The sequence below is a fragment of the Streptomyces sp. NPDC028289 genome (assembly GCF_055565975.1).
The window spans coordinates 1-25712 of the sequence record NZ_JBVHTI010000005.1; the positions used below are offsets into that span (position 1 = coordinate 1).

Below are 25712 nucleotides of genomic sequence, written 5' to 3' on the forward strand. Positions count from 1 at the left end.
TTCGGTCTTGCGTTTCCGACTCTATCAGATCTTTTCTCGATCCGATTTCCTCGGTGCTTTCCAGGTTCTCGCTCTCGCGTTTCCCTTTCCGGCGGTTCCGACTCTATCAGATCCTTTCGGCGTCTGATTCCCAGTCAGCGGGAGTTGTCTTCGCGGCTGTTGGGCCGTTCCGACGTCCCAAACCTTAGCGGATCCGGTCCGCGATTCCCAATCGGGCCGCTTGGTCCGTCCGGGCACCACTGGGACCCGAAATCGAATTGAATTCGGGCACGCCGAAATCAACCCGGTCGGGAGATCGTGCTGGTGGTTTGGGTGCCGCTCATGCGGCGGAGTTGCTGTCCCAGAACCGTTACGGCTCCGCGGCAACCCGAAGAACATTACGGGGCGGACAGGGGGGTGTCAACCCTCCCCTGTCAAGATTTTTTCCGCGGCCCGCGCGCGCCGGCATCAGTCCAGGTCGGTGAGCCGGCCGCCGGCGTCGGGCTGGGCGTGCTCCACGCGGCGGAGCAGCCGGGTGAGGACCTCGCCGAGCACCCCACGCTCCGCCGGGGAGAGGTCCTGGAGGAGATCCTCCTCGAAGACGGAGGCGAGGCGCATGGCCTCCAGCCACTTCTCGCGCCCTTCGGGGGTCAGCTCGACGATCACCCGGACGCGGTTGCATTCATCCCTCTCCCGGGTGACGAGCCCCTCGGCGACCATCCGGTCGATGCGGTGGGTCATCGCGGCCGGGGTGAGGCCGAGGCGCTTGGCCAGCTCGCTGGGGCCCATGCGGTAGGGGACCCCGGAGAGGACGAGGGCCTTGAGGACCTCCCACTCCGCGTTGCTGATGCCGAGGGCGCCGGTCTGGCGGCCGTAGGCGACGTTCATGCGGCGGTTGAGCCGGGACAGGGCCGAGACGATCTTCTCGACCTGGGGGTCGAGGTCCTGGAATTCGCGCTGGTAGGCGGCGATCTGCTCGTCGAGCGTCGGCTCGCCGGCGCCGGTGGTGTCGGCCATGGTCCGCAGTATCGCACGGACACGCTTGGCGTTGAAGTCCTTCGCGATGTAGTCTTTAGCTTCGAACTTTAGCTTCAAAGTCTTCGGACTTCAGCAGTCCGTCGACTTGACGACCTGAGAGAGGTGAACGTGACCAGGGCGATGGGCGCAGCGATGCGCCGGATCCACGTGGGCAACGCACTCAGCGCGTTCGGGCTCGGTTTCACCGTCCCCTACCTGTACGTCTACGTGGCGCAGGTGCGGGGGCTCGGTGCCATGACGGCGGGTGTCGTGCTCGCCGTCTTCGCCGTGGCCGCGCTGATCGTGCTGCCGTTCGCCGGCCGGGCGATCGTGCGGCGCGGCCCACTGCCGGTCCTCCTCACCGCCCTGGTGACGGCCGCTGTCGGTGCGCTGAGCCTGGGGCTGGCGGGGAGCGGTCCGGCAGTGCTGGCCGCGGCGGCGCTGCTGGGGGCCGGGCAGGCCGTGATGCAGCCCGCGCTGGCGACGATGATCGTGGACTGCTCGACGGCGGAGACCCGGTCCCGGGCCTTCGCGACGCAGTTCTTCCTGCAGAACCTGGGCCTGGGCGTGGGTGGCCTCATAGGCGGCCACCTCGTCGATACGACCCGGGTCTCCTCCTTCACCCTGCTCTTCGCGATCGAGGCGGCGATGTTCCTGCTGCTGGCCGTTGTGATGTCGACGGTCCGGCTGCCGCACTCGCCGCGGATCGCGGACGCGCCGGCCACGTCGTCGGCGAAGGGCAGCTGGAAGCAGTTGCTCGGGAACCGGGCGATGGTGCAGCTGTCCGTCCTCGGCTTCGTGCTGTTCTTCGCCTGCTACGGGCAGTTCGAGTCCGGGCTGAGCGCGTACGGCGTGGAGGCGGCGGGGATATCCACGTCCGCGCTGGGCACCGCGCTGGCCGCGAACACGCTGATGATCGTCGTCGCGCAGTTCGCCGTGCTCAGGTTCGTCGAGCGTCGGAGGCGGTCGCGGGTGATCGCCGGGGTCGGGCTGATCTGGGCCGCCGCGTGGGTCGCGGCCGGGTATGCGGGGCTGGGGCACGGCAGCCAGGAGATGGCGACGGCCGCGTTCGTGTCGACGTACGCGCTGTTCGGGCTGGGTGAGGCGATGCTGTCGCCGACGGTGGCTCCGCTGGTGGCCGACCTGGCGCCGGAGGGGATGGCCGGGCAGTACAACTCGGCGTTCGCACTGGTCAAGCAGCTTGCGCTGGCCGTGGGGCCGGCGGTGGGCGGGCCGCTGGGGGCCTCGCTGCCCGCGCCGTACGTCGTCACGTTCCTGCTGTTCTCGCTGGGGATCAGTGTCCTGGCGGTACGGCTCGGAAAGCGGCTGACGGATGTCCAGGACCGGCCTTGGCTGGCTGCGAGGAGCAGGGTCGTCGCCCGGGGTGGCGCTACTGCGGAGTCCGTGTCCGCGTAGTGGGGGCGGGGGTGGGGACGCTTACCGGCGCTGGCCGGGTGCCGCCCGCGCGCTTGAGAGAAACGGCTCAGGAGCGCCCCGTAAGGGGCGCTGGGGGTACCCCCGGCCGAAGGCTGGGGCCGAAGGCTGGGGGAGGAGCTGCGCGACCAGCCCCCACCGGCCCGCACCCGCCCGACGGCCGGACCCCTCTACCCCTTCGGCAGTACGAACTCGCACCACACCGCCTTCCCGCCCCCGGGCGTCCTCCGCGATCCCCACCCCGAAGCGATCGTCGCCACGATGGCGATGCCTCTGCCCGACTCGTCGCCCGGTTCCGCGCGCCTCCGGCGCGGGAGGTGGTCGTCGCCGTCCGTGACCTCGATGATCAGTCGGCGGTCGGTGCGGCGGAGCCGCAGCCGCATGGGCGGGGTGCCGTGCTGGAGCGAGTTGGCGACCAGCTCGCTCGTGGCGAGGACGCCCAGATCGTGGAGGTCGGCAGGGAAGCGCCAGCTGGTCAGCACGCCGGAGGCGAACGCACGGGCGCGCGGCGCCGCCTCGATGCCGCCGAGGAGTTCCAGCGCGGCGTTGCGGAACAGGTCGCCGTCGGGGCCCGTACGGGCCGGATGCTGGAGGACGAGGACGGCCACGTCGTCGTCGTGGTCGGCCGTGACGCCGGCCGAGCGGACCAGGCGGTCGCAGATGACCTGGGGGGTGCCGGTGGCGCCCGCCAGCGCGCGCTCCAGCGCCGCGATGCCCTCGTCCAGGTCCTCGTCACGGCGTTCGACCAGGCCGTCCGTATAGAGGACTGCCGTCGAGCCGGGGCCCAGCGGTACCGAGGCGGACGCGTGGACCCAGCCGCCGGTGCCGAGCGGCGGTCCGGTCGGTTCCTCGGTGCGCAGCACGCTGCCCTGCTCGTCGCGGACCAGGATCGGGAGGTGGCCGGCGGAGGCGTACACCAGGCGGCCCTCGTTGGGGTCGTGGACGGCGTAGACGCAGGTGGCGATCTGGTTGGGGTCGATCTCGGTGGCGAGGCCGTCGAGGAGCTGGAGGACCTCGTGCGGGGGAAGGTCCAGGCGGGCGTAGGCGCGGACCGCCGTACGGAGCTGGCCCATGACGGCCGCCGCGCGGACGCCGCGGCCCATGACGTCGCCGATGACGAGGGCGGTGCGGCCGCCGCCGAGGGTGATGACGTCGTACCAGTCGCCGCCGACCGCGGCCTCGGTGCCGCCGGGCTGGTAGGTGGCGGCGATACGGAGGTCGTCCGGCTGTTCGAGTTCCTGCGGGAGCAGCGAGCGCTGGAGGGTCACCGCCGTCTCGCGCTGGCGGCGTTCGCTGGCGCGCAGCCGCTCCGCCGCCTCCGCGTGGTCGGTGACGTCGGTGGCGAAGAGGAGAACGCCGCCGTCGCGGTCCCCGTTCTCGGCGACCGGGGTGCAGGTGAACGTGTAGGTGCGGCCGTCGAGTGCCTTGCGGGACTTGAGCGTGCGGGGCTTCCCGCTGCGCAGGACCTGGTCGAGGAGGGGGAGGAGGCCGAGTTCGGCGAGTTCGGGCAGGGCCTCTCGGGCGGGGGCGCCCGGGGGTCGTACGCCGAAGGCCGTCGTATAGGCGTCGTTGACGTACGCGATGTGGTGGTCGGGGCCGTGGACGAGGGCGACCAGGGCCGGGACGTGGTCGAGGACGCCACGGGCGGGCAGTTCGTCGACCGCGGGCACGCAGGGCGAGTTATCGGTCAGTTGTTCGGCGCGGGCCGCGGGTACGGAGTCCCCCCGCCGGTCCGGGGAGACCGCGTGCTCGGTCCGCGCTGCGGCGCGGCGCTGCGTTCCGGGGAGCCGGGCGCTCCAGCGCGTGAAGTTCACGAAACCTTGCCTCGTGTCGTCGTCTCCGGCCGGCTCGGGGAGCGGCCGGGGGCCGGGGGAAGTCCCCCGGTGCAGTTCTGGGGAGGAGCTGGGGAGGAGCCTTGTGCTCGGTCGGGGGGCAGTCTGGCAGGGTGGCCGTCGGCGACGACATCCGTCAGACGCCGGGGCGGTCCGTGGAGTTCCTGAGTTCCGTCAAGACGACCCGTTCGAGTCGTCGGAGGGACTGTGAGGAGGCTTTCCACCGGCCGCGAGTTCGAACTCCGCTCGGGGATGTTCGAGTGATCCGAGCGAGACGATCTCCCGTTTGAAGAGCCCGGAGAGGGTCCATTCGGCGAGGACGCGGGCCTTGCGGTTGACGGTGGGCACCCTGCTCAGGTGGTAGACGCGGTGCATGAACCAGGCAGGGTAGCCCTTCAGCCTGCGCCCGTAGACCTGGGCGACGCCCTTGTGGAAACCGAGGGAGGCGACTGAGCCGGCGTATGTGTGGGCGTACGTGTCGAGGGGCTCGCCCCGGAGTACGTGCACGATGTTGTCGCCGAGGACCCGGGCCTGGCGGACCGCGTGCTGGGCGTTGGGGGCGGTGTCGGTGCCGGGTTCGGCGGCGGTGACGTCGGGGACGGCGGCGGCGTCGCCCGCGGCCCATGCGTGGTCGACGCCGTCGATGGTCAGCGCGGCGGTGCATTTCAGCCGCCCGCGCGGGGTGCGCGGCAGGTCGGTGGCGGCGACCAGGGGGTGCGGTTTGACCCCGGCCGTCCAGACGAGGGTGCGGGTGGGGAAGCGCTGGCCGTCGCTGAGGACGGCGACGCGGTCCGCGCAGGACTCCAGGCGGGTCTCCAGCAGCACCTGGATGTTGCGGCGGCGCAGTTCGGTGACGGTGTAGCGGCCCAGTTCGGGGCCGACCTCGGGGAGGATCCGGTCGGTGGCCTCGACGAGGATCCATTTCATGTCCTCGGGCTGGACGTTGTGGTAGTACCGCGCGGCGTAGCGGGCCATGTCCTCCAGCTCGCCGAGGGCTTCCACGCCCGCGTAGCCGCCGCCCACGAAGACGAAGGTGAGGGCCGCGTCGCGGATCGCCGGGTCGCGGGTGGAGGAGGCGATGTCCATCTGCTCGATGACATGGTTGCGCAGGCCGATGGCCTCCTCGACGGTCTTGAAGCCGATGCCGTGCTCGGCGAGACCGGGGATGGGCAGCGTGCGCGCGACCGAGCCGGGGGCGAGGACCAGTTCGTCGTACTCCAGGAAAGTGGCGCCTTTTCGCTCCTCGGCGGTGGCGAGGGTGGCTACTTCGGCGGTGCGCTTGGCGTGTTCGACGGCCGTCACCTCGCCGATGACGACATGGCACCGGTCCAGAACGCGCCGCAGGGGTACGACGACGTGACGAGGGGAAATCGAACCCGCGGCCGCTTCGGGAAGGAACGGCTGGTACGTCATGTAGGGATCGGGGGTGACGACAGTGATGTCGACGTCACCCCGGCTGAGCTCCCGCTTCAGTCTCCGCTGCAGCCGCAGGGCCGTGTACATCCCGACGTAGCCGCCGCCGACAACGAGAATGCGCGCACGTTCCTTCACCATCCCATGACGCACCCGTGACTCTTGTTTGTCCACAGCCCCGGCAATTTGTGTGACCGGCGGCCGGCTTTCCGGGGCGCCGGGCGTGCGCCCCGGGTGGGACGAAAGGGGCCAGGTCAGCGGGGGCGGGCAGGGGAGCGCGAAGGCGCCGAATCGGGAGGTAAACGACCCGTACTCCGATCGGGGGGCGCACCGTGCGGAACGTCCCCCTTCTGAATTGACAGCCTCTCAACTATGTTCGTGTGTCGACGGGGTGCAGAGGATGTGGTCGAACGGGTCGCGACGGGCGGTCCGCCCGGCCCGCGGTCCATGGATCGGCCATGGGTCGGCCGCAGTTCCGCTCGCTCCGGCTTTCAGTGACGGGGAGAGTCTCCGGGGGGAGACGTCGTTAACCGGGGGAACACAGATGCATATTCAGGACACGCATTGGTCATCGGCATCCGCTCTTGCGGCCGGTGGCGGAACGGTGAGCGCGACGGCGGGCAACGGACGCGGTGACGGGCCGCGTACGACGCCGTTGCGGGTGGACGCACAGCGCAATCTGGAGCACGTGCTGCGTGCGGCGCGCGAGGTCTTCGGCGAGCTGGGGTACGGCGCGCCGATGGAGGACGTGGCGCGGCGTGCGCGGGTCGGGGTCGGCACGGTCTACCGGCGCTTCCCGAGCAAGGACGTGCTGGTACGGCGGATAGCCGAGGAGGAGACCTCCCGGCTGACCGACCAGGCGCGGGCCGCGCTCGGGCAGGAGGACGAGCCATGGTCGGCGCTGGCGCGCTTCCTGCGGACGTCGGTGGCGTCGGGGGCGGGGCGGTTGCTGCCGCCGCAGGTGCTGCGGGTCGGGGTGCCGGAGGAGGTCGGCGGCGGTGCCGTGACCGGCTCCGGGGCCGAGGAGGCCAGGGTGCCGGCGCAGCGGACGCAGCTGGGGGCCGCGGAGTTGCGGCTGGTACCGGAGGGGCGTGAGCCGGTGGGCGCCGCCGCCGACGACGCGGGAGCGGCCGCGCTGCTCGACGTCGTGGGGCGGCTGGTGGAGCGGGCGCGGGCGGCGGGTGAGTTGCGGCCGGACGTCTCCGTCTCCGACGTCCTGCTGGTGATCGCCACCGCGGCGCCGTCCCTGCCGGATGCTGCGCAGCAGGCGGCGGCTTCGGCTCGGTTGCTGGACATCTTGCTGGAGGGGTTGCGGTCTCGGGCCTGACGGTGGCCTTGCTCGGTCGGGCGGGGGGTCTGCGCAGGAGCATGTGCCGTGCGAGGGCCATGGGCGAGTGCGGGTTGACTGTGGCTGGTCGCGCCCACGCGGCGGCAGCCGCAGATCAGACACAGCCCCGCGCCCCTTACGGGGCGCTGTCGTCCCGGTGTTTCCCCTTCCGGGTGACCGTCTCGTCGGTGGCGCGCCTGGGCAAAGGCGGTGTGGCAGTCTGAGCCGGTGATTCGGTCGGTTGGGCAGGCATCGGGGGCGTTCCGCGATGGGCGTTGACGGGTGGGACGAGTCCGTCGGTGAGGGGACGACCTCGCCGCAGGTGCCCAGCCAGGGCGGGCGGGCCGCGGTGCCGCCGGCCGGTGAACCGCCGGAGGGGAACGTTCCGGCACAGCGTGACGGGAGCGTCCTGCCGCCGCCCCGGGAACTCCCGCATCCCGACAGCCAGTTGATCGAGCGGATGCGGACCGGCGACGACTCGGCGTACGCGGAGCTGTACCGCAGGCACGCGGACGCGGTTCGGCGCTACGCGCGGACCTGCTGCCGGGACGGGCACACCGCCGACGACCTGACCGCCGAGGTGTTCGCCCGCATGCTGCAGGCGGTGCGCGGCGGGTCCGGGCCCGAGTACGCCGTGCGCGCCTACCTGCTCACCTCGGTACGGCGGGTCGCCGCGCAGTGGACCAAGTCCGCCCGGCGTGAGCAACTCGTCGACGACTTCGCGCTGTTCGCGGCGCAGTCCGCGCGCGGCTCCGAGGTGTCCGACGACGACAGCCTGGACCTCGGCGCGGATGTGCGCGCGATGCACGAGGCCGAGCAGTCGATGGCGATGCAGGCCTTCCGCTCGCTGCCGGAGCGCTGGCAGGCCGTGCTGTGGCACACCGAGGTCGAGGACGAGTCGCCGAGCGAGGTGGCCGTCCTCTTCGGGCTGGACGCCAACGGCACCCGGGTCCTTGCCAGCCGGGCCCGTGAGGGCCTCAAGCAGGCCTACCTCCAGGCCCATGTGAGCGCCTCCCTCACCGACGACGAGGAGTGCGCCCGCTACGCCGACCAGCTCGGCGGCTACGCCCGCCGCAAACTGCGGGTCCGGGCCGAGCGGGGGCTGCGCAAGCACCTGGAGGAGTGCGCCAGGTGCCGGCTGGCCGCCGCCCAGATCGAAGAGGTCGCGAGCGGTATCCCGGCCGTCGTACCGGTCGCGGTCATCGGCTGGTTCGGGGCCGCCGGGTACGCCAAGGCGCTCGGGATCGTCGCCGGGGGTGCCGGTGTGGGGGCCGCGGGTGCGGCCGCCGCGGCGAGCGGCTCGTCCGGCGGGGCGGGCGGCGGGGCCGGGGGTGCCGCCGCCTCGGAGGGGCTCGCGGGGCCGGTGAAGGCCGGGATCGCCGCGGGAGTGGTCGCGGCGGCGATCGCCGTGGTGGCCCTCGCCCTGACGAACGACGGCCACCCGGTCAAGGAGGCCGCCGGACCCACCCCGTCCGCGCCGGCCGTGCAGCCCGAGGCACCGACCCCCACCCCGTCGAAGAGGAAGCCGGCACCCGAACCGGTCGTCCTCGCCCCGGAACCGACCCCGACACCCACCCCGACTCCGCCCCCTGCTCCCACGCCCGCCCCGAGCCCGAAGCCGACCCCCACCCCGCCGCCCACGCCTACCCCGCCGGGTCCGACCCCCACCCCCACGCCGACGCCCACTCCACCGCCCGCCCCGGTCGTCTACCAGTGGAGCGAGCTGCGCTTCGACGTCATCGGCGACGGCACCCGTCCCGAGATGCGGCTCGGCGACAGCAGTTGGGTCTGGCAGCGGTACGGCGTGACGGTCGCCGGCAAGGAGTACGCGCACGGTGTCACCGTGCACGGCCGGTCCTCCGTCACCATCGACCTCAACCGGCAGTGCACCGCCTACGACGCGATGGCCGGCGTCGACGACATGACCCTGGGCCTCGGCGAGGTCGCCTTCGCCGTCTACGCGGACGGGGTGCGGCTGTGGCGGTCCGGGGTCGTCGAGGGCGGACAGGCCGCCGTGCCCGTCCACGTGGACCTGACCGGGCACCGGAACGTGCGCCTGGTGGTCGAACCGCAGGACCCCTTCGACACGGTGGCGCTCGCCGACTGGGCCGAGTCGAAGTTCACCTGCCGGTAGCGGCCGTCGGCGTTCTGCCCAGTTCGCGCAGGGCGTCCTCCTCGGTGAGGGAGGCGCCGCGCGAGCGCTCGGCGGCGTAGCGCTGCGGGGTCAGCGACGCGCGGGCGGCCGCGTCGACCTCCTCGGCGCGGGTGCGCTCCGGCTCGGGACGGACGCACTCGGCGCGCCAGTGCTCGGCGGCGGCGTACAGCCGTACCGCCCCCGCCAGATCGCCGAGCCGGGCCAGCAGATCGGCGCCGATGTCCACCAGCGCCGCCGTGATCACCTCGGCGCACCGGTACGCCACCGCCTCGCGCAGCCCTTCGGCCACGATCGGCAGGGCCCGCGCGGGTCCGTGCTCCATGGCCGTGAGCATGGCCTCGACGGAGCGGATCGCGGCCGTGAACTGCGGTGGCGCGGCGCCGGCCACCGTCGTGGCACGAGCGGCCTCGTAGCACTCCCGCGCCCGGGCCAGGTCCCCGTCGTAGTGGGCCAGGATCGCCCGCAGCAGGGCCACGTACGCCTTCGACTCCGCCACCCCGTACCGGTCGGAGGCCTCGCCCGCCTGATCCAGGGTGGACCGGGCGGCCGCCCGGTCGCCGGAGCGGAAGGCGATCTCGGCGAGCCGCGCGAGCAGGAACGGCGTCTCCGCGTGCGCGCCGACCTCCTGGGCGAGCCGCAGCGCCTCCCGGTACTCGCCCTCCGCCGCCACGAACCGGCCGCGCGCCATGTCCGCCTCGCCGGCCGCGCTGCACACCTGGGCCCGCATCCAGCGGTCCCCCACCCGCCGGCTGAGGACGCGCAGCTCGGCCAGGTCCTCGTCGACGCCCCGCAGGTTGCCGGGTGAGTCGACCATGATGTGGGTGCGGTACATCAGGCTGACGCCGACCTCCCAGTCACCGCCGCACGCCCGGCAGTTGTCGACCACCGCGGACATGTCCGGGGTGATGTCCACGGCGGAGCCGCCCAGGGTCCACGCGGTGAGCGGCCAGATGAGGCCCGGCATCCGGGCGGCCCGGGGACCGCCCGCCTCGAAGGCGCCCCGGACGAGCGCGACGTACCGCGGAGTCCGCTCGTCCGCCGCCAGGTCCGGCTGGCCGGACTCGGACGCCAGGAACAGCTCGAGCAGCCTGAGGTCCATGCGCAGCTCGTACAGCGGGTGCCCGGCCTGGGCGCCGGGATCGGCCAGGAGCGCGCCCACGTGGTCCGCCGCGTCGGCGAGCGCGCGCAGTTCGTCCGGGTCCGCGTCCTCGGGCAGGGCGTCCCGGGCGACGCCGAGGCGCAGGACCGCGCGGACCGAGGCCGTGGCCTCCTGGCGGTAGTTGCGCAGCCACCAGAACCAGCCGACGGCGAGGGCGATCCGGCCCGCGCGCACCTCGTCGCCCGCGCGGACCGCCCGGTCGAGGGCGGCGCGGATGTTGTCGAGGTCGGTCTCCAGGCGGCGGATCCAGGGGAGCTGCTCCCCGGAGCGCAGTCTCGGCTCCGCCTCCTCCACCAGCGCGCACACCCACGCGCCGTGCCGCCGCTCGGCCGCCGCGCGCAGCCCGGGGACCTCGGCGGCGCGCTCGACGGCGTACTCGTGGATGGTCTCCAGCATGCGGTAGCGCATACCGCCGGTGCCGTCCGCGCCGTCCGGGGTGGCGACGACCAGGGACTTGTCGACGAGCGCGCCGACGACGTCGGCGGCCGGTCCGGTGCAGACGGCCTCCGCAGCCGTGAGGTCCCAGCCGCCGGCGAAGACGGACACCTCGCGCAGCATCGTCCGCTCCCGCTCGTCGAGCAGGTCCCAGGACCAGTCGACGACCGCGCGCAGGGTCTGCTGTCGGGGCAGGACCGTGCGGCTGCCGGCGGTGAGCAGGCGGAAGCGGTCGTCGAGCCGGTCGGCGATCTGGCGGGGTGTCAGCAGCCGGAGCCGGGCCGCCGCGAGCTCGATCGCGAGGGGCAGTCCGTCCAGGCGCCGGCAGATCTCGTCGACCGCCGCCGAGTCGCTCGGCGCGGCACCGGTCCCCGTCCCCGTCCCGGGGCGGACGGCGGCGGCACGCTCCTCGAAGAGCCGGTGTGCCTGTTCGGGGGCGAGGGGTTCGACCGGGCGCACCGACTCGCCTGGGACGCCCAGGGGTTCACGGCTGGTGGCGAGGACCGTGAGGCCCGGGCAGTGGGTGAGCAGGGTCTCGGCGAGGGCGGCCGCCGCTTCGATGACATGTTCGCAGTTGTCAAGGATCAGGAGTTGGCTGCGCGGGGCGCAGTACTCGACGAGCAGGGCCGTGGGGTCGGTCTGCACGGTCGCCAGCTCGTTGGTCATGAGCACGGTCTCGCGCAGACCGAGTGCGCTGACCACCGCGCCTGGCACCGCCTCGGGCCGGTCGAGCGGGGCGAGCTCGACGAGCCACGCCTGCGGGAGCCCGGCGGCGGCCTCCTCGGCGAGACGGGTCTTTCCGGAGCCGCCCGGTCCGGTGAGGGTGACGAGACGGGCCCTGTGCAATTCGGAACGAACGGCTTCAAGCTCGGGTTCCCGCCCCACGAAAGAGGTAAGCCGCGGACGGAGGTTGCCGGTGCGGGGCGGGGGCGCCTGAAGCGGGGTCGCTTCCTGCGTGAGCAACGACGCGTGCAGGGCCTGGAGTTCCGGGCCGGGGTCGGTACCGAGGCCTTCGGCGAGGGTGCGGCGGGCGGTCTCGTAGGCGGCGAGGGCATCCGCCGGGCGGCCGGTGTCGCGCAGGGCGCGGATCAGCAGGGCGTGCAGCGGCTCGTCGTACGGGTGGACCGTGGTGAGCTCGGTCAGCTCCGGTACGGCGTCGGCGGCGCGACCGAGGCGGAGGGCGGCGTCGGCGCGGGCGCGGGTGGCTTCCAGCCGGAGCGCCTCCGGGCGGGCGGCGGCAGCGGTGCGGTCGGGGAGGTCGGCGAGGGCGGGGCCGCGCCAGAGGGCGAGGGCGTCGGTGAGGAGCCGGTGGCCCGTCGCCGGGTCGCCGGCGGCCAGGGCCTCGGTGCCCTCGCGCACCTGCCGCTCGAAGACGTACAGGTCGATGTCGGCCTCGGCCGCCGCGAGGCGGTAGCCGCCGGGGGTCGAGGCGATGCTGTCCCTGCCGAGGGCCCTGCGAAGGCGGCCGACGAGGGCCTGAAGGGCGGCCGGGGCGTCCTGGGGCGGGTCGTCGTCCGTCGCCCAGATCTCCTCGATGAGGGTCTCGGGGGTGAGGGTGCGGGCAGGGTGGAGGGCGAGGACGGTGAGCAGCGCGCGGAGGCGGGGGCCGCCGACGGGTATGGGGGCGCCCTGGTCGTCGCTGGCCTGGGTCACGCCCAGGATTCGGTACCGCACCGGGTCATTGTCGCCGGGGCCGGGGGGGAGCGGCACGGGGTTTCAGCGCCGGGAGTTTCATGGTGCCCGGGGTGGGTGCTGGGGGCGGGGGGTGTCGCTTACCGGCGCTGGCAGGGTGCCGCTGCGCCCACCCGTGCCGCCCAGCGGCACGACTGCCCGCAGCTGAGTGGCTGACACGGGCGCGTGCGGCTGGGCAGGACGCGGCTGGGCAGCGCCCCGTAAGGGGCGCTGGGGGTACCCCGGCCGAAGGCTGGGGGAGGAACTGCGCGATCAGCCCCCACCGGCCCGCAGCCGAAGCACAAGGGCGGCACCCCCTGATGTGGGGGTCTGGGGGCGGCAGCCCCCGGATACGGCGGCCCCCGCCCCCGGAGGGTCACGCCCCCGAGGCCAACGCCCCCCGCATCGGCCGGATCCCCGCGGGCACCGCCCGCGCCCGGGCCGGCGTCCCCGTCCAGCACGTGCCCCGGCGGGAGAGGAGCCGGCGCAGCCACAGTTCCAGGGAGACCAGGTCGGCCAGGCCGTCCAGCGGCAACGGCTCCCCCGCGGCCGCCGAGCGCAGCGCCTTGCGGACCACCCGTGCCTCCACCAGGCCCGCCTGCGCCAGCAGCGGCGTCGAGAAGAGGGAGATCAGGTCGTCGGCCGCCACGCGCAGCCCCGTGCGGGTGGCGGCCGCCGAGGACGCGTGGGAGGGGGCGCCCCAGCCCGGCGGGAGGTCGGCGACGCCGGCGCCCTCCAGGACCGTGCGGAGGATCGCGGCCCGGGCGCCCGGCTGGACGCGCAGCGCTTCGGGGAGGTCACGGCAGGCGCGGACCACCTGGTTGTCGAGGAAGGGCGTGTGGAGGCGCTGGGAGCGGATCTCGGCCGCCTGTTCCAGGACGCGGATGTCGGCCGCGTGGCGGGCCAGCACCGCACGCGCGCGGTAGTCTCCGGGGCGCTGCCCGGGGCCGACGCCGGAGCGGTTCGCCGAACCCTGGAGCAGAACCGATACTTCAGCCAGCGCCTCACCGGTCAGCCAGCGCGCCGCCGGACCCGGTCTCGCCCAGGTGAGCGCCGCGAGGGACGCGCCCACCGCGCCTCCGGGGTCGTCGAACCGGCGCCGCAGCAGGCGCTCGGCGAGCGACTCGACGCCCGCGCGGTACGGCGTACGCGCCAGGCGGCGGGCCGCGCTGTACACCCGCGCGGGGACCATCACCGAGCCGTCGGCCTTGGCGAGCGCGGCGACCGGGCGGACGAGGTGGCGGCGCTTGCGGTCCATCAGCAGGTCGGCGAGGCGCGCGGGGTGGGCGTCGAGGACCTGGCGGGCACCGTAGCCGGTGAAGTGGTCGGCGCTGCCGGCGGCGAGCCGGGCGCGGTGCCGGGCCGCGGAGATCAGGGACGGGCCCGGTTCGTCGGTGAGGGGACCGTCGAGGTCGGCGTACGGCAGCACCTCCTCGCCGCCGGTGACCACCACGTGGTGCAGGCGCGGGTTGGCGGCGAGGGTGCCCGCGCGTTCCAGTTCGGCCTCGCGGCCGCCCACGGCCAGGTCGTTGAAGGTGACGGCGAGGAGGCGTTCGCCGGCGCCCGTGCCGTGGCCGAGGACCGTGCCGGGCATGCCGGGCAGGCCCGCGGCCAGCAGGGCCAGCGTCCCCGACGCCGGGCCGCCGGAGAGGTCGGCGCCGATGCCCGGGACCGGCATCCCGCGCGCCGCGCGACGCTCGGCGGGGCCCATGCCGGGTACCGGACCAGGGTCGATGTCCGGGACGTGCCGGGGTGCCGACAGCCGCGCGCGTACCGCCTCTACGAGCGCGTCCCGTACGGCGTCCACCGCACGGTCGGGGTCGGCGGAGGGTGCCGCGACCGCGAGCGAGGCGACCTGCTCGTACCCGGCGACCTCGCGCGCCCCGGTGCGCAGGATCAGCGCATGCCCCGGCGGAATGCGCCGCACGCCCTCGTACGGGGTCGAGTCGTGCAGGGCGGCCGGTACGTCGGGAGCGGCGAGGAGGGCCGCGAGGTGGCCGTAGTCGAGGTTGGCCTCGATGAGGTCGGCAAGCGGGAGCGCGGCCGTGGCGTAGGCCGTACCCCCTGCCCAGGGGCTGTAGAAGACCGGGCGGGCGCCCGCGAGGTCGCCGCAGACGGTGACCCGGCGGCCGACCTGGACGACGGCGGTGTAGCTGCCGGGCCAGGCGGTCAGATGCCGGAGTGCGCCCCCGCGCGCCGTGAAGAGGCCGAGGCGCAGTTCCTCGTCGGTGGCGCCGCAGGTGCCGAGGACGGCGATGCGGTTCTGTGCGTCGGCCTTGATGACGCGGACCTCGTCGGGGCGCCAGTCGCCGACCGCCCAGAGCGGGTCGGGGTCACCCCACAGGAGCTGGGAGCCGACGGGGTGGACGGTCTCGCCGTCGTAGCCCATGGCGCCGGCGGAGCCGATCGTGGCGGCACCGGAGATGGTGCTGCTCCATCCCACCAACCACCGCATCGACGCCTCCACAGGCTGTGGACAACCATGCACGGTACGAACCGGGTCCCCATGCTGCCATGAAGGACGCGGTCCGGAGGGGCGGTGGGGCCGCCTTTGATCCCTGGAAGATTTCACGTGGTTGCCGCGGAGTTGCCGCAGGACGGGGCACGCGCGCGTGCCGTGGGAGGGGCGCGGCGGGAGCCGACCGCCGTACGGCACCGGGCGACTGCGACGTGAATGCGCCCCCTGTACGCTCCCCAAAAACGCCCTTCGCGCCCTCAATTGCCATGGTAGGAGCGTTGAGTCGCCGAAAAAGGTGGGGTCGATTTTCGGCCAAATCGGTGATGGCCGCCCGGACTTGCGCACGCTCCGTACATGCTTTGCGCATCGCACGCGTGCGTGCCCGAACGCGCACAGTCCGGGAGGCGGGCATCGCCTCCCGGACCGGTCCGCCACCCGCGGGGATGAAGGTGGCGGTGTCCCCCAGCCCACTGGATCCAGTACAGCGGGCCGACCCACGCATCAGCCATGGAACCGCTCCCCAGTTGGCCGGAGAAGAGCGCACGGACGGGCGCACGGCCACACGGCGGGGGCACGTCGCGACAGGTCGTGCACGGTGCGTATATGGGCCGCACTCGCGTACGGACCACAATCCCGCCATCCGGAACAATGCCCCTTAACGCTTGGGATGCGGCGAACTACGCTGGGTTTACGAATGCCGCGTGGTTATGCCAGCGCGGCAGCCGTCTGTGTCGAGGGGTGGCGCATGTCCAGGGAGCAACGCGGGCCGAACGAAAAGCTCGGCGCCGTTCTCGCCCTCGCGGGAATCAGCAACGCAGGACTCGCGCGACGCGTCAACGATCTTGGCGCTCAACGCGGGTTGACTCTTCGCTACGACAAGACGTCGGTGGCGCGCTGGGTGTCGAAGGGCATGGTGCCGCAGGGCGCCGCGCCACACCTCATCGCCGCCGCGATAGGCCAGAAGCTCGGCCGCCCGGTGCCGCTCCACGAGATCGGCCTGGCAGACGCGGATCCCGCCCCCGAAGTGGGCCTCGCCTTCCCCAGGGACGTCGGACAGGCGGTGCGGTCGGCGACCGAGCTGTACCGCCTCGACCTCGCCGGCCGCCGGGCCGGTTCCGGCGGCATCTGGCAGTCGCTGGCCGGTTCGTTCGCAGTGAGCGCATACGCAACGCCCGCCTCGCGTTGGCTGATAACCCCCGCCGACAGTTCGGTCGCGCGCGAGGCGAACACCGCGGACGGTTCGGGCGCACCGCTCAAAGTCGGCCACAGCGACGTGCAGAAGCTGCGGGAGGCCGCCGAGGACGCCAGGCGCTGGGACTCCAAGTACGGCGGGGGCGACTGGCGGTCGTCGATGGTGCCGGAGTGTTTACGGGTGGAGGCGGCACCGCTGCTGCTCGGCGCGTACTCCGACGAAGTCGGGCGGGCGCTGTTCGGGGCGAGTGCCGAACTGACGCGGCTGGCCGGGTGGATGGCCTTCGACACCGGACAGCAGGAGGCGGCGCAGCGGTACTACATCCAGGCGCTGCGGCTCGCCCGCGCGGCGGCCGACGTACCGCTCGGCGGGTATGTCCTGGCATCGATGTCCCTGCAGGCGACGTACCGGGGCTTCGGCGACGAGGGCGTCGACCTCGCGCAGGCCGCCGTGGAGCGCAACCGTGGGCTGGCGACCGCGCGGACCATGAGCTTCTTCCGGCTGGTCGAGGCACGGGCACACGCGCGTGCCGGTGACGCGCAGGCGGCGGGGGCCGCGCTGAAGGCGGCGGAGGGCTGGCTGGAGCGGGCGCGGGAGGGGGACAACGATCCCTCCTGGCTCGGTTTCTACGGCTACGACCGGTTCGCCGCGGACGCGGCCGAGTGCTACCGGGACCTGAAGGCCCCGCGCCAGGTGCGGCGCTTCACGGAACAGGCCCTTTCCAAGCCGACCGAGGAGTTCGTGCGGTCGCACGGACTGCGGCTGGTGGTCTCGGCCGTCGCCGAACTGGAGTCGGGCAACCTCGACGCGGCCTGCGAGCAGGGGGTGCGGGCCGTGGAGGTGGCCGGGCGGATATCGTCCGCGCGGACGACGGAGTACGTGAAGGATCTGCTGCACCGGCTGGAGCCGTACGGGGACGAGCCGAGGGTGGTGGAGCTGCGGGAGCGGGCACGGCCGCTACTCATGGCGCCGGCGTGAGAGTCGCCTAGGCGTCTGCCGGGTTCATGCCACAGGGCGGGTGCGGGTGGACTGTGGTTGCTCACGCAGTTCCTCCCCCAGCCTTCGGCCGGGGGTACCCCCAGCGCCCCTTTCGGGGCGCTCTCCTCGGGCACGTTTCAAAGTGATGTCAGTGGCGCAGTGCACTATCGAGCGTGGGAGGTGGTGCAGGTGCGGGCCGGGATTGCTTACGACTGTGACGTGCTCGTGGTCGGGGGTGGGATCGTCGGGCTGTCGACCGCGTATGCGGTCACCCGTGCCGCGCCCGGGACCCGGGTCACCGTGCTGGAGAAGGAGGCCGGGCCGGCGAGGCACCAGACGGGGCGGAACAGCGGGGTCATCCACAGCGGGGTCTACTACCGGCCCGGGTCGCTGAAGGCGCGGTACGCCGTCAAGGGCGGCGCGGAGATGGTCAAGTTCTGCGCGGAGTACGGCATCGCGCACGCCGTCACCGGCAAGCTGATCGTCGCCACCGAGCGGGCGGAGCTGCCCCGGCTGCACGCGCTCGTGCAGCGCGGCCGGGAGAACGGCATACCGGTGCGGGAGCTCGGGGCCGCGCAGATCGGGGAGTACGAGCCCGAGGTGCGGGGGCTCGCCGCCATACACGTCGGGACGACCGGGGTGGCCGACTTCGTGGGCGTCGCCCGGCAGCTCGGAGAGGCCTCGGGGGCGGAGATCCGGTACGGCGCCCGGGTGGTCCGCGTGGACCGGCGCCCGGAGCGGGGCGTGGCCGTGCTCACCTCGCGCGGGGACGTCGTACGCGCGCGCGTGCTGGTCAACTGCGCGGGGCTGTACTGCGACGAGGTCGCCCGGCTGACCGGGGACGAGCCGGGGATGCGGATCGTGCCGTTCCGCGGGGAGTACTACGAGCTGGCGCGGCCGGAGCTGGTGCGCGGGCTGGTGTACCCGGTGCCGGACCCGGCGTTCCCGTTCCTCGGGGTGCATCTCACCCGCGGGATCGACGGAGGCGTGCACATCGGGCCCAACGCGGTGCCGGCGCTGGCCCGGGAGGGGTACGGGTGGGACGTCGTACGGCCGCGGGAGATCGCCGGGACGCTGGCCTGGCCGGGGGCCTGGGCGCTGGCGCGGCGGCACTGGCGGTACGGGGGCGGGGAGCTGCTCCGGTCGGTGTCGAAGAAGGCGTTCACGAAGGCCGTACGGCGGCTGCTGCCCGCCGCGGAGGAGGGGGACCTGGTGCGGGCGGCCGCGGGGGTGCGGGCGCAGGCCGTGCTGCGGGACGGGACGCTCGTCGACGACTTCCTGATCAAGGAGGGGCCGCGCGCGGTCCACGTGCTGAACGCACCCTCGCCCGCGGCGACCGCCTCGCTGCCGATCGGGCGGGAGGTGGCCCGCAGGGCGCTGGAGACGCTGGGCTCGGTGTGACCCCGTCGGCCGCCTGGCGGGGGCCGTAAAATCGACGCACTGTGTCTGACTCCCGCAATGCCCCCGAAGCCCCCCGGCCCGCCGAGACCGGCCCCGCCGAGCACGTCCCCGGTGCGCACCCCGACCACGCCCCGGGGATGTCCGTCCGGCACACCCGGGCCAAGGGGGAGCCGCGGTTCCCGGACGGGCCCAAGGCCGATCCGGCCGGGTCGCACTTCGAGCGGCGGATCCGCAGCTTCCAGCCGCGCCGCAGCCGGGTCACCGCCGGGCAGGCCGACGCGCTGCAGCGGCTCTGGCCCAAGTGGGGCCTGGACATCGACGGGCAGCGGGTCATCGACCTCGGCGAGCTGTTCGGCAACGACGCCCCGGTGGTGCTGGAGATCGGGTTCGGGATGGGCGAGGCGACCGCGCAGATGGCCGCCGAGGAGCCCGGCGTCAACATCCTCGCCGTCGACGTGCACACACCTGGCCAGGGGAACCTGCTCAACCTCGCCGACCAGAACGGGCTGTCCAACGTCCGCGTCGGGAACGGCGACGCGATCATCCTGCTCCGGGAGATGCTGACGCCGGACTCGCTGGACGGGCTGCGTGTGTACTTCCCGGACCCGTGGCCGAAGAAGCGGCACCACAAGCGGCGGCTGATCCAGCCGGAGTTCCTGGATCTCGCCGCGACCCGGCTGCGGCCCGGGGCGATCGTGCACTGCGCGACCGACTGGGAGCCGTACGCCGAGCAGATGCTCGAAGTGCTCGACGCCCACCCGGAGTTCGAGAACACGCAGGACGACGGCGGTTTCGCGCCACGTCCGGCGCACCGGCCGCTGACCCGTTTCGAGGGTCAGGGACTGGACAAGGGACATGTGGTGAACGATCTGCTCTTCCGTCGCGTACAGCACCGGGTGCCGCAGAGCGAGCAGCACCGTCAGGAGTCACCTCGTTAGGGTCGATGCCGTGGCCACCTCTCCGCCGCCGTACTCGCCGTACCCGCAGTACCCGTCACAGCCACCGCAGCCGTCGTATCCGCCGGACGCCGTCGGCGGCGGCCTGCGGCATCCCCGCTGGTGGCAGCGGCGCTGGGTGCGGTACGGGGCGCTGGGCACGCTGCTCGCCCTCTCCGGCCTGGTGATCCTCGCGCTGGTGCGGGAGCAGACGGGGACGGAGGGGTTCCTGGTGGGTCTGGGGCTCGCCGTGCTGCCCGTACCGCTGCTCGTGGGCGCGTTCCGGTGGCTGGACCGGGTGCAGCCCGGCCCCTGGCGGAACGTGCTGTTCGCCTTCGCCTGGGGCGCCTGCGCGGCCGCGCTGATAGCCATCGTCGCCAACAGTTTCGCGACGAGATGGATCGCGACGGCGACCGCGGACCCGAGCGGCGCGGACACGCTCGGGGCGACCGTGATAGCGCCGGTCGTCGAGGAGTCGGCGAAGGCGGCGGCCGTGCTCCTCGTGTTCCTCTTCCGCCGACGGGACTTCACCGGGATCGTCGACGGGGTGGTGATAGCCGGGGTCACCGCCACCGGGTTCGCGTTCACCGAGAACATCCTCTACCTCGGTACGGCCTTCGGGACCGACCAGCTGACCGGGGACAGCGGGATCGCCTCCGTCACCGCCGCGACGTTCTTCGTGCGCGTCGTGCTGTCCCCGTTCGCGCATCCGCTCTTCACCGTCCTCACCGGCATCGGCTTCGGCATCGCCGCGCTCTCCGGGGAGCGGCAGCGGGCGCGGCGCGTGCTGGTGCCGGTGGCCGGGCTGCTGCTCGCGATGACCATGCACGCGTTCTGGAACGGGTCCTCGACGTTCGGGCAGTACGGGTTCTTCGCCGTGTACGGCATGTTCATGGTGCCGGCGTTCGGGCTGCTGACCTGGCTGGCCGTCTGGACGCGGCAGCGTGAGCTGCGAACGGTACGGGAGGAGCTGCCGGCGTACGTCTACGCGGGGTGGCTGGGGGCGGCGGAGCCGTTCGTGCTCGGGTCGATGCGGGCGCGGCAGATGGCCCGGGAGTACGCCGCGTACCACTTCGGGAAGGCGGCGGGGCGGGCGGTCACCGAGTACGAGGGGTACGCGACGGCGCTGGCGCTGCTGCGGCGCCGGGGGCAGCGGGGTCGGGCCGGGGCCGACTTCATGGCGCGGGAGCGGGAGCTCCTCACGGAGCTGTGGAGCCGACGGGAGCTGGTGCGGCCGGCCCTGGAGTACGCGGCGCGGACGGCCGCGCCGGGCGCATGGCCGGGGTACACCGGTTACGTGCCGTCGGCCTACGGGGCGGCGATGCCGTATCCCGCCTACAACCCGTACCGGAGTTAGCGCTTCGGGGTCGCGGCCGGCTCGGCACCGCCGGGATGCGCCGTGCCGGCTGAGCGCCGTTGCGGCGGACACGCATACGAACCGGACTGCAACCCCCTGGGGGGCGCTGGGGGTACCCCCGGCCGAAGGCTGGGGGGAGGAACTGCGCGACCGGCCCACGACGGCGCTGTGCTCCGCGACGGGCCGGCGTTCCGACGGCGGGTACCGGCCTGCCCGGCCCCGCCGACTTCGACCGTCGTGGCCGAGCACCGTTGCGGCGGAAGGGTGGACCGGAGGAGCCGGGGGCAGGCGGCCGTCAGGCGGAAGCCGTTGTCAGCTTCGTCAGTTCCTCGTCCGTCAGGTTCAGGTCCGCCACGGCCAGCAGGGGCGGGAGTTGCTCCAGTGTGCGGGCCGAGGCGATCGGGGCCGTGATGGTGGGCTGGGCAGCCAGCCAGGCCAGGGCGACCGTGGGGATCGGGGCCTCGTGGGCCGCTGCGATCTCGTCCAGGGCCGCCAGGACCTTCTGGCCGCGCTCCGACTCGGCGTACTGGGCGGCTCGGCCGGCTCGCGCGCTGTCGACCGTCGTACCGGGGCGGTACTTGCCGGTGAGGAAGCCGGCGGCCAGCGAGAAGTAGGGGACGGCCGCGAGGCCGGTGCGGGAGGCCAGGTCCTGGAGGGGGCCCTCGTAGGTGTCGCGGGAGACCAGGTTGTAGTGGGGCTGGAGGGCGACGTACCGGGCGAGGCCCTCGCGGTCGGAGAAGTCCAGGGACTCCTGGAGCCGCTCCGGCGTGATGTTGGACGCGGCGATGTGCCGGACCTTGCCCGCCCGCACCAGCTCGTCCAGCGCGCCGATGATCTCCTCGACCGGGATCTCGGGCTTGTCGAAGTGCGTGTAGTACAGATCGATGTGGTCGGTGCCGAGACGGCGCAGGGACGCGTCGGCGGCGGCCTTGATGTTGGCGGCGGACAGGCCCGGGTACTCGGGGTGCTGGCTGACCTTCGTCGCGATGACGACGTCGTCGCGGTTGCCGCGCGCCTTGACCCACTTGCCGATGATCGTCTCGGACTCGCCGCCCTTGTTGCCCTCGATCCACGCCGTGTACGAGTCGGCGGTGTCGACGAAGTTGCCGCCCGCGGCGGCGTACGCGTCGAGGACGGCGAAGGAGGTGGCCTCGTCGGCGGTCCAGCCGAAGACGTTGCCGCCGAGGGCGAGCGGGAAGACCTCCAGGTCGGAGGCGCCGAGCTTGCGGAGGGAGGGGGAAGCGGAAGAAGCACTCATGCCTGACTTCAACACGCGTCGCCGGGCACCCCATGCCGACGCAACACGAAGTTCTTGTAAAGGCGACCGCCTCCGCGAGGCGTGGCGGGCAGCCCGGCGGCCCTGACGCCGGGGGTTGTCGTCAGGGCCGCCGGGGGCCGGTCGGTGAGGTCCGGGTTCTGGCCGGAGCCAGGTTCAGGGGTTGAGGCCCTTGCCCCGCAGCCAGGTCATCGGGTCGATGGCGGTGGCCTGGCCGTTCGGGTGGACCTCCAGGTGGAGGTGCGGGCCGGTGACGTTTCCGGTGGCGCCCACGCGGCCGATGACGTCGCCGGTGGCGACCTTCTGGCCGACCTTGACGCCGATCGAGGACTGGTGGCAGAACCACAGCTCGGTGCCGTCGTCGAGGGTGATGATCGTCCGGTAGCCGTAGGAGCCGGCCCAGCCCGCCTCGGTGACCGTGCCGCTGTGCACGGCCTTGATCAGCGTGCCGGTGGGCGCGGCGAAGTCGAGGCCGGTGTGGTAGCCGGAGGACCACATGGAGCCGGCCTGGCCGAAGGTGCCGGTGATCGTGTACGAGACGACGGGCAGCGTGTACTGCTTGGCCAGCGCGGCGAGGCGGGCCTGCTCGGCCTTCTCCTTCGCGGAGGCCTCGGCCTTCTCCTTGGCGTCGGCGGCCTTGGCGGCGGCCGCCTTCTCCGCCTTGGCCTCGGCTGCGGCGACCGCCTGGTCGGCGGCGGCGACGGCCTTGGCGCTGGCCTTGGTGTCGAGCTGGTTCTGCTGCTGCGCGGCCTGGGCGATGATCCGGCTGCGCAGCGCCTCACCGGCGTCGGACGAGGAGGAGTCCGCGTCGGTGGCGGTCGTCGTGACGCTGCTGAGCGCGGTCCGGGTGGCCTGGTGGCCGCCGTCCTCGCCGAGCAGCGAGCTGACGGAGGACGGGAGGTCGGGCAGCGAGATGGAGACCGGCGGCTTGCCGGTGTTGGCGCTGGCCATGCCGCCCGCGCCGACGGCGGCTATGACGCCGACGCCGAGAACCGTGGAGCTGCGGGCGAGCCCGCCGCCCTTCTGCTTGGCGACCCGGTGCCGGCCGCGTACCGCGGAGAGGGACTCCTCGGTGGGGTTCCACTCCTCGAAGGGGCCCTCGTCGATGCGGTAGCCGCCGTAGCCGAAGGTGTCGGGCTGACGCTGGCTGGGCACGAACGGGGCTGTCGGAGCAGGCGGGTTGGACGCCACGCGGGCGCACTCCTTTCCTTCCGCCGCCTACCGGGTTAGCTGACGGGTTCGGAGCGGGAAGGTCTCCTACGCGCGTATACCGGCCGTTTCGTACCCGGCGGTAGCCGTGCGATTCACCCCAAGGTGGTGGTTCCCCGGTTCCCTTGCGGGATTCGGCGCGTGCGCACGGAGCCGTCTCGGGTGACGGCTGGGACGACCGCGCTGCGTTATCGAACGTTAATAGACCCGGCTATCAGATTCCAAGCTGTTCGCCTTGATCATTAAGCTTTCAAAGCTTGGACTTACCTGCCACGACCGGTCAAAAACGGTCGAGTCGACGGTGCGCGCCGCTCAGCTCAGGAGTCACACAGGTTTTGATGGTGACTCAGTTGTTATGCACAGGGCGGTCGTCCGGACACCGAACGTGACCGCGCCCCGCTCAGGGCCGTCTCAGGATCTGGATACGACTCAGGGCCGGAATCCTTGAATCTCGGATTCCGGCCCTGGGTTTCAGTAGCGGGGACAGGATTTGAACCTGCGACCTCTGGGTTATGAGCCCAGCGAGCTACCGAGCTGCTCCACCCCGCGTCGGTGACACCAGCATACGCCATCCGAAGAGGGGAAGTCACACGGGTTAAGTCTCACGAGGCCGACGGGGCTGCGGGGAGGTCCCTGACCGCGGGCAACCCCCACGCACCCGCACCCGCAAACCGCGCCCCAACCCGCTCAGCCGAGCAGATGCGCGTTGGGCGCCTTCGCCTCCCCCTCGTACTCCCCGAGCACCAGCACCTCCACCCCCGCCTCCCGCAGCGCCCCCGTCCCGTCGGCCGCCGCCACGAACGTGTCCGGTTCGCGCCACGCCGTCACCACCCGTCGTACCCCGGCCCGGAGGATCAGCTCGGCGCAGGGGTGCGGGCGGGAGGCGCGGTGGGTGCAGGGTTCGAGGCTGGTGTAGACCGTGGCCGCGGCCAGCCGGGGGTCGTCCGCGGGGATCTTCGCCAGGGCCGCCTCCTCCGCGTGGACCACGGGGTCGCCGGCCTCCCGGGAGTGGCCGCGGGCCAGCTCCGTGCCGTCGGCCGCGACGACGACCGCGCCCACACTGAACGCGGTCCGGGAGGGCGGGCACTCGGCCGCCAGTTCGCAGGCGAGCCGCAGCCAGTGCCGGTCCGCGGCGGACACCGACCCGCCCGTGCCGGGGGCCGTGGGCTCGTAGCGCATGAGGACGACGTCCTCGATCCGGCGGGTCTCCAGGAGCCGCAGCCGCCCGGCCTGGTACCCGCCGGGACCGAACAACCGCGGCGCCTTCGGGTCGCCGACGAAGAGGGGGGCCAGGACCAGCTGGAGCTCGTCGGCCAGGCCCTGCTGGAGGAGCTGGGTGTGGACGGTGCCGCCGCCTTCGACCATCAGGCGCCGTACGCCCCGTACGTCGTGCAGGTGCTCCAGGAGCAGCCGCCAGTCGAGGTCGGCGCCGAGGGAGACGACGTCGGCGGCGATCCCGAGGGCACGGGCCCGCCGTACCCCCTCGTCCGTCGTGTAGACGATCTTCTCGCCGCCGGTGTGCCAGAACTTCGCGTCCGGGTCGAGGTCGCCGGTCGCCGTGACCGTGACCTTGAGGGGGTACTCGGGCCGGCCGGCGGCGGTCCGGGCCGCGCGCCGCTCCGGGGAGTTGACCAGAAGCCGCGGGTTGTCCGCGCGGATGGTGCCGGCGCCGATCAGGATGGCGTCGACGGAGGCCCGTACCTCGTCGACGCGGTCGAAGTCGGCGGGGGAGGAGAGCAGGAGCCGGTCGGGGCCGGTGTCGTCGAGGAAGCCGTCGAGGGAGACGGCGGCGGACAGCAGGACGTAGGGGTACGGCATCGGACGCGCTCACTCTCGGCGGGCGGGCTGGCTGACTGGCTGCCTGACCGGTCGGGCGGCGAACCGGCTGACCGGGATCGGACCGACCGCTCTGACACGGACGCTTGGTTAAAGTTTGAAACAAACCTACACTGGTCGCATGACGACTCGCTGGCTCACTCCGAAGGAGCAGCGCGCCTGGCGCGCCTACATGGCGGCGACGCACCTCCTGGAGGACGCGATCGACCGGCAGCTCCAGCAGGACGCCGGCATGCCGCACCTGTACTACGGCATCCTGGCCAACCTCTCCGAGGCGCCGGAGCGCAAGCTGCGCATGACCGATCTCGCCGAGAAGTCGAAGATCACGCGGAGCCGGCTGACGTACGCCGTGACCCGGCTGGAGAAGGACGGGCTGATCCGCCGCGAGGACTGCCAGTGGGACAAGCGGAGCAGCTTCGCCATCCTGACGGACGAGGGCATGGCGGTGCTGGAGCGCACGGCGCCGGGCCACGTGGAGACGGTACGGGCGGCGGTCTTCGACCACCTCTCCGCCGAGCAGGTGGAGCAGCTGGAGGAGATCAGCTCCGTGATCGCGCGGGCGCTGGAGGGCGACGAGTCGACCCCGCGGCCGACGCCGGACGAGCTGCCGTGGCGGCGGCGGTCGTCCCCCTGTTCCGGATCGTGAAC

The 25712-nt window shown here is 73.1% G+C and carries 16 protein-coding genes, 1 tRNA gene and 1 riboswitch; of the genes, 8 read left to right on the forward strand and 9 right to left on the reverse strand.

The features are described from left to right. Window positions 1–447: 447 nt before the first annotated feature. Window positions 448–996, reverse strand: coding sequence for a MarR family winged helix-turn-helix transcriptional regulator (locus tag ACZ4UV_RS24740; protein ID WP_351485466.1), 549 nt, complete (start codon window positions 994–996; stop codon window positions 448–450). Window positions 997–1125: 129 nt separating this feature from the next. Here ACZ4UV_RS24740 and ACZ4UV_RS24745 point away from each other — a divergent pair, with 129 nt between their 5' ends. Continuing rightward, entirely contained in the window at window positions 1126–2412 is a 1287-nt protein-coding gene (locus tag ACZ4UV_RS24745) for an MFS transporter (protein ID WP_467840759.1), read from the forward strand. 188 nt (window positions 2413–2600) lie between these two features. Here ACZ4UV_RS24745 and ACZ4UV_RS24750 read toward each other — a convergent pair whose 3' ends face one another. Continuing rightward, a complete protein-coding gene (locus tag ACZ4UV_RS24750; RefSeq protein ID WP_390043495.1) occupies window positions 2601–4244 on the reverse strand; it encodes an ATP-binding SpoIIE family protein phosphatase in 1644 nt (547 codons plus the stop codon). A gap of 192 nt (window positions 4245–4436) precedes the next feature. Beyond that, window positions 4437–5816, reverse strand: coding sequence for an NAD(P)/FAD-dependent oxidoreductase (locus ACZ4UV_RS24755; protein WP_467840763.1), 1380 nt, complete (start codon window positions 5814–5816; stop codon window positions 4437–4439). A 403-nt stretch (window positions 5817–6219) separates the two neighbouring features. Here ACZ4UV_RS24755 and ACZ4UV_RS24760 point away from each other — a divergent pair, with 403 nt between their 5' ends. Together ACZ4UV_RS24760 and ACZ4UV_RS24765 are read left to right on the forward strand one after the other, a co-directional pair. Beyond that, window positions 6220–7002 carry a TetR/AcrR family transcriptional regulator gene (locus ACZ4UV_RS24760; RefSeq protein WP_467840766.1) on the forward strand — a complete coding sequence of 261 codons (783 nt, stop codon included), beginning with the start codon at window positions 6220–6222 and terminating at the stop codon, window positions 7000–7002. A gap of 268 nt (window positions 7003–7270) precedes the next feature. Continuing rightward, complete coding sequence (locus ACZ4UV_RS24765; RefSeq protein ID WP_467840769.1) at window positions 7271–9136, forward strand: sigma-70 family RNA polymerase sigma factor; 1866 nt, start codon at window positions 7271–7273, stop codon at window positions 9134–9136. Here ACZ4UV_RS24765 and ACZ4UV_RS24770 read toward each other — a convergent pair. Both ACZ4UV_RS24770 and ACZ4UV_RS24775 read right to left on the reverse strand, forming a co-directional pair. After that, complete coding sequence (locus ACZ4UV_RS24770; protein WP_451022999.1) at window positions 9123–12425, reverse strand: AfsR/SARP family transcriptional regulator; 3303 nt, start codon at window positions 12423–12425, stop codon at window positions 9123–9125. The two genes, ACZ4UV_RS24765 and ACZ4UV_RS24770, sit on opposite strands and share 14 nt — an antisense overlap. A 373-nt stretch (window positions 12426–12798) precedes the next feature. Further along, window positions 12799–14877 carry an asparagine synthase-related protein gene (locus ACZ4UV_RS24775; RefSeq protein WP_390043505.1) on the reverse strand — a complete coding sequence of 693 codons (2079 nt, stop codon included), beginning with the start codon at window positions 14875–14877 and terminating at the stop codon, window positions 12799–12801. A gap of 748 nt (window positions 14878–15625) precedes the next feature. On the opposite strand from ACZ4UV_RS24775, the gene ACZ4UV_RS24780 reads away from it, so the two are divergent. The 4 genes from ACZ4UV_RS24780 (at window position 15626) to ACZ4UV_RS24795 (ending at window position 20743) form a co-directional block, all read left to right on the forward strand. Then, the gene (locus tag ACZ4UV_RS24780; protein WP_467840774.1) at window positions 15626–17050 is read left to right on the forward strand and encodes an MFS transporter; all 1425 of its coding nucleotides are present in this window, start codon (window positions 15626–15628) and stop codon (window positions 17048–17050) included. Between the two features lie 180 nt (window positions 17051–17230). After that, complete coding sequence (lhgO, locus tag ACZ4UV_RS24785; RefSeq protein ID WP_390043973.1) at window positions 17231–18451, forward strand: L-2-hydroxyglutarate oxidase; 1221 nt, start codon at window positions 17231–17233, stop codon at window positions 18449–18451. 41 nt (window positions 18452–18492) lie between these two features. Further along, entirely contained in the window at window positions 18493–19389 is an 897-nt protein-coding gene (trmB, locus tag ACZ4UV_RS24790) for a tRNA (guanosine(46)-N7)-methyltransferase TrmB (protein WP_451023044.1), read from the forward strand. A 10-nt stretch (window positions 19390–19399) separates the two neighbouring features. Next, window positions 19400–20743, forward strand: a complete 1344-nt coding sequence (locus ACZ4UV_RS24795) for a PrsW family intramembrane metalloprotease (RefSeq protein WP_467840777.1) — start codon at window positions 19400–19402, stop codon at window positions 20741–20743. Between the two features lie 295 nt (window positions 20744–21038). Here the strand turns inward: ACZ4UV_RS24795 and ACZ4UV_RS24800 are convergent, their stop codons facing one another. The 4 genes from ACZ4UV_RS24800 to ACZ4UV_RS24815 form a co-directional block, all read right to left on the reverse strand. Next, the gene (locus ACZ4UV_RS24800) at window positions 21039–22001 is read right to left on the reverse strand and encodes an aldo/keto reductase (protein ID WP_467840780.1); all 963 of its coding nucleotides are present in this window, start codon (window positions 21999–22001) and stop codon (window positions 21039–21041) included. 174 nt (window positions 22002–22175) lie between these two features. After that, window positions 22176–23210, reverse strand: a complete 1035-nt coding sequence (locus tag ACZ4UV_RS24805; protein WP_451023210.1) for a M23 family metallopeptidase — start codon at window positions 23208–23210, stop codon at window positions 22176–22178. Window positions 23211–23219: 9 nt separating this feature from the next. Further along, a riboswitch (cyclic di-AMP (ydaO/yuaA leader) is annotated at window positions 23220–23378 on the reverse strand. Between the two features lie 325 nt (window positions 23379–23703). Beyond that, window positions 23704–23777: transfer RNA gene (locus tag ACZ4UV_RS24810), tRNA-Met, on the reverse strand. Window positions 23778–23915: 138 nt separating this feature from the next. Beyond that, on the reverse strand, window positions 23916–25046 hold the full coding sequence (locus ACZ4UV_RS24815) for a dihydrofolate reductase family protein (RefSeq protein ID WP_467840784.1): 1131 nt from the start codon (window positions 25044–25046) through the stop codon (window positions 23916–23918). 139 nt (window positions 25047–25185) lie between these two features. On the opposite strand from ACZ4UV_RS24815, the gene ACZ4UV_RS24820 reads away from it, so the two are divergent. Beyond that, window positions 25186–25710, forward strand: coding sequence for a MarR family winged helix-turn-helix transcriptional regulator (locus ACZ4UV_RS24820; protein WP_390043521.1), 525 nt, complete (start codon window positions 25186–25188; stop codon window positions 25708–25710). Window positions 25711–25712 lie beyond the last annotated feature (2 nt).

Excerpts from the sequence above, each read along its gene's own strand:
- ACZ4UV_RS24775 (WP_390043505.1), bottom strand. The coding sequence starts at position 14,877 with ATGCGGTGGTTGGTGGGATGGAGCAGCACCATCTCCGGTGCCGCCACG.
- ACZ4UV_RS24760 (WP_467840766.1), top strand. The coding sequence starts at position 6,220 with ATGCATATTCAGGACACGCATTGGTCATCGGCATCCGCTCTTGCGGCC.
- ACZ4UV_RS24755 (WP_467840763.1), bottom strand. The coding sequence starts at position 5,816 with ATGGTGAAGGAACGTGCGCGCATTCTCGTTGTCGGCGGCGGCTACGTC.
- ACZ4UV_RS24740 (WP_351485466.1), bottom strand. The coding sequence starts at position 996 with ATGGCCGACACCACCGGCGCCGGCGAGCCGACGCTCGACGAGCAGATC.
- ACZ4UV_RS24780 (WP_467840774.1), top strand. The coding sequence starts at position 15,626 with ATGTCCAGGGAGCAACGCGGGCCGAACGAAAAGCTCGGCGCCGTTCTC.
- ACZ4UV_RS24765 (WP_467840769.1), top strand. The coding sequence starts at position 7,271 with ATGGGCGTTGACGGGTGGGACGAGTCCGTCGGTGAGGGGACGACCTCG.
- ACZ4UV_RS24820 (WP_390043521.1), top strand. The coding sequence starts at position 25,186 with ATGACGACTCGCTGGCTCACTCCGAAGGAGCAGCGCGCCTGGCGCGCC.
- ACZ4UV_RS24815 (WP_467840784.1), bottom strand. The coding sequence starts at position 25,046 with ATGCCGTACCCCTACGTCCTGCTGTCCGCCGCCGTCTCCCTCGACGGC.
- ACZ4UV_RS24800 (WP_467840780.1), bottom strand. The coding sequence starts at position 22,001 with ATGAGTGCTTCTTCCGCTTCCCCCTCCCTCCGCAAGCTCGGCGCCTCC.